General features: G+C 58.3%; 3 protein-coding genes. 1 reads left to right on the top strand and 2 read right to left on the bottom strand.

Translation table 11 applies throughout. From position 1 onward, the window contains the following. Positions 1-1,443 precede the first annotated feature (1,443 nt). Entirely contained in the window at positions 1,444-1,764 is a 321-nt protein-coding gene (locus tag SGJ19_14165) for a hypothetical protein (protein MDZ4781394.1), read from the bottom strand. A 240-nt stretch (positions 1,765-2,004) separates the two neighbouring features. After that, complete coding sequence (locus SGJ19_14160; GenBank protein MDZ4781393.1) at positions 2,005-2,658, bottom strand: hypothetical protein; 654 nt, start codon at positions 2,656-2,658, stop codon at positions 2,005-2,007. A gap of 566 nt (positions 2,659-3,224) precedes the next feature. Here SGJ19_14160 and SGJ19_14155 point away from each other — a divergent pair. After that, on the top strand, positions 3,225-3,495 hold a 271-nt coding region (locus SGJ19_14155), incomplete at its 3' end, for a group II intron maturase-specific domain-containing protein (protein ID MDZ4781392.1).

Genomic DNA, 3,495 nt, shown 5'->3' with positions numbered 1-3,495 from the left:
TCCATGCAGTAGCTAGTTGTTAATCGAAGGTAAAGCCAGTTTGCGAGGGACGAGGTAGGACGCAAGCGGCTCAGATGGATTGCCGGGGAAAATGCGTCCGAGCGGAAACAGACTACCGCCCTTGGACTTTATCCTCGCTATCGCTCGGCGTCCGCGGTTGCTCGTCCGATGCGTCCTGTCCAGCATTTGGCGCGTCCCAATGCGTCCGACGCGGCGTTGCATGCGTCCGACCATGTGTCCGACGCGCCCCATTCCGGGGTGACAAACTGGAGGTGGGGACGAACCGGAGCGCCAGCGGTTGGGCGGAGGTGCGGAGCGCTAGAGAGGGCGGATTCGCCTTGGTTGCGTTTCCTTAGACGTGGCTGGGGCGAATTGTCAAAGAACGTGCGGGGGGTGAGAGGTGAAGAAATTGGCAGGTCCGCTGAGAGATTTATACGAACGAGGGGAACGAAATGAAATGCTTTTGGGCGCTCTCGCTCTGCGGTTTTGACCAATGCGCACAACCGGTGCGCCAATGTGTTTTTGGCGCCGCCCATGACCCCGCGTGACGTCGGCGAGGACGCTGACCGAAACGTAGTACGGGGTGGGGTTTACGACCTGCCGACGAGACGCCGTTGTTGCGCGAGTGTAATAACGATGTACTGACGATGTACAAGGAGTGGGCTGCGGGTGACTCGAGCCGGACGAAGAATATTTTTGGCGGACCGCGATTTTGCGACCACTTTCGGCAGGGCCAGAGCGGTGATGGGTCGCCGGCGAGGATTAAACGCGGCAGGAACCGTTTTTGGGACGGCCGCGGGGGCGGTTGGTGGATTCCAAGCCGAGTTCGGCGATGGTCCGCATTGTCCAGCAGGGTCGGCCGAAGGGGACACCCCGCACGATCGAACGCCGGACGGCTGAGAGTTCGCCCTCCGTCTGCACGCGGCACACCAACTTCAGCCAGTCCTTCGGTCGCGCGACCGGCCAAGTCGAGAGTAATACGTGAGCTGCGGCGTCGCCGTGCGTCATTCGCCAGAGGCGTCGGCAGAAAGACGTGGCCTGGGCGGAGCGATTTCTGCACCGTCGGCCCGTGCCGATGCCCGACGAATGGCTGCGGCGGGTGAATCGGCCGTTACGTGCCGCCGAGCTTGAAGCCGTCCGGCGTTGCGTGCGGCGCGGCCTCTCCGTACGGGAGCGAGCCCTGGATACGATCTACCGCGGCCCGACTGGGCTTGGAATCCAGCATGCAGCCCCAAGGTCGACCTCGCAAGGGCGCGAAAGGGCCGTAATCAACTCCCGACCTCCCGACCCTTTTTCTGCCGCCCAAGTCTCTCCAAATTGCCAAAGAACGCTCGGATGGAATTTTTGACAGGGACAGCCATTCGTTCCCGACATCTTTGTTGGCCCCAAGACAACGGTTCCTGACACCTTTGTTTGCCGGGACTTTTTGCGCGGGACAGACAGTTATGATTCAGTCCTTATCTTATTCAGGGCTTTGTCCAGCAAAGTCGTGTCAGTGGCGGATTGCCCAGAATTCATGGCTTTTAACCACTTGTCGTAGGCTTCTTTGACCAACCTGAAGCCCTCGTCGGTCAAATCCGACCTCATAATTTTCAGCGTTGTGGGAAGTGATTCGTGAGGCCCAAGTAACTGCCTCACTGTAAGCCCATGCGATTGCAAAAAACCGACGAATGTACTAAATCTCGCAATTACTCTATTGCGGTATTCGCGATTCTTTGAGGCATGATAATGAATACCCACTTCGTCGATCAAAAAATCATCCATAAAGCACCGCAGTCGTTATCTTGCCCGAATCACGCGAGTCGGGGTATTGGAAACGTCTATGAGTTGGCCGGTTTGCTTGTCGCGAATATAATGCCCTCCAGCGGCTCGGACGAATTAAACGGGGACGAATTAAACGGGACAGGTTCGATTCTTTCCAATGCTCGCGGCCGGGCGGGGCAAGATACCCGAAAATCAGAGCTTCGACTCCCGACCGCTTTTCCGCTCCTTTTCCCCCACGGCCTAGAGGTCGATCCACCGCTCCAGCTCGATTGGCTCGAGCACGAAGACGGTATCGGTACTGCCCTCAGCCGCGGAATACGGCCGGCTTTTTGACACGTGCCACAATTCGCCCGTGCCGTCTCGATTGCTTCCTTCGACCCAGCCCTCCGTGCTGCAATTCAGCATGACAAGCACCGAGCGATCTTTGGGCGGCGTTAAAAAACTTGTTGGTTTCGCAACGAACCGGCTCTTGGTTGATGGAACAGGCAAGGCTACTCGAACGACGGCCGTATGGGGGTCAACGACCCGCTGAACCTGAAACGTGGCCGGCAGCGTTCCGATATCGCCGACCTTGGGAGGGTCTTCCAGGGGGAGCGGCACAACATAAGCTCCCACAAGCAGTTTTTCCTGTGCCTCGAGGCCCGCCTGAATGCGCGCCTGGAGTTCCGTAATCTTCTTCTGATCCTGGTTTCTTTGGGCCCGCGCAAGCTCTGCGCGAAGTTCGAACAGATATTGGGGCATCTGCTTGAGGTCGATAGCCCGCATGGTGTCTACCCGGGCGAAGTAGGTCCGCACATGGTTCGGTGCATCCGGCTTCACGGGTGTCGGCCGCAAATCATCCGCCCCGGCAGCTACGGAACTCACAAGCAGAACGACGACGATCGACGATCGCATGACCGGGCTCCTGACCGAAGTGGGCGGAAGATTGTGCCGTCAAAATGCCGCCATGTTGGGGGCTGGTCCGTGCCTTGTCAACAAGTCCGGGCGATCAGATCACGATCATAGATAGTCCACGGTAGTCTGATCTCTGCGACTTCGTGGCAGAGCCCCGAAACCGCGGTTCCCAGATTTCCAACGCCAAGACGCAAAGTCACAAAGACGCCAGGAGCGAGGCCCCTTGCGCCTCGGTGTTCAATGCCGCCGCCAGGCGAGCTGCGATACGGAAAGGCCGCGGGCGGTGACGGAGAGAGACCTTGAACAGAAGGGCGCAAAGATCACAGCGCGGCCGTTGGCCGCAACCAAAATGAAAGAGGAGGGATTTTTCACCACAGAGGCACGGAGAAGACGGGGAGAAGCAGAAGGATTTTTTAGCCACAGATGGACACCGATGAACGCAGATAAAACGAGAGAAGCCGGAGAGAAGTACGACGGCAATCGATGAAAGGGAAACCGGCTCGCCGCGTAAAATTCTTTCGCGAATAGCAAATTTCAAACGTTTGCAGTGCGAAGGGGAAACCCGAATGCGTCGACGGGTCCCGGCGGAAACGTTCGACTTTCTGGGTTATACGTTCGGTCGTTGCTACTCGAAGAAGACGGGGCGAGCCTATATCGGCTCGCGCCCATCCAAGACGAAGATTCGCAAGCTGTGCGACTCCGTCAGCGAGATGACGAGCCAACGTACGCTGAATCGGGAGCCCGAGGAGGTGATCAAACGACTCAACCGCCGCTTGGTCGGTTGGTCCGGTTACTTCCGTCTCGGTCCGGTCAGCCCGGCCTATCGCGCCGTGGATC

The sequence above is a fragment of the Planctomycetia bacterium genome, from assembly GCA_034440135.1.
In the GTDB taxonomy this organism is placed as follows: Bacteria; Planctomycetota; Planctomycetia; order Pirellulales; family JALHLM01; genus JALHLM01.
The sequence above is the reverse complement of the archived record's forward strand: the minus strand, read 5'-3'. Positions and strand labels throughout refer to the sequence as shown.

Coding starts and splice junctions, on each gene's coding strand:
- SGJ19_14165 (MDZ4781394.1), bottom strand. CDS start 1,764: ATGGATGATTTTTTGATCGACGAAGTGGGTATTCATTATCATGCCTCA.
- SGJ19_14160 (MDZ4781393.1), bottom strand. CDS start 2,658: ATGCGATCGTCGATCGTCGTCGTTCTGCTTGTGAGTTCCGTAGCTGCC.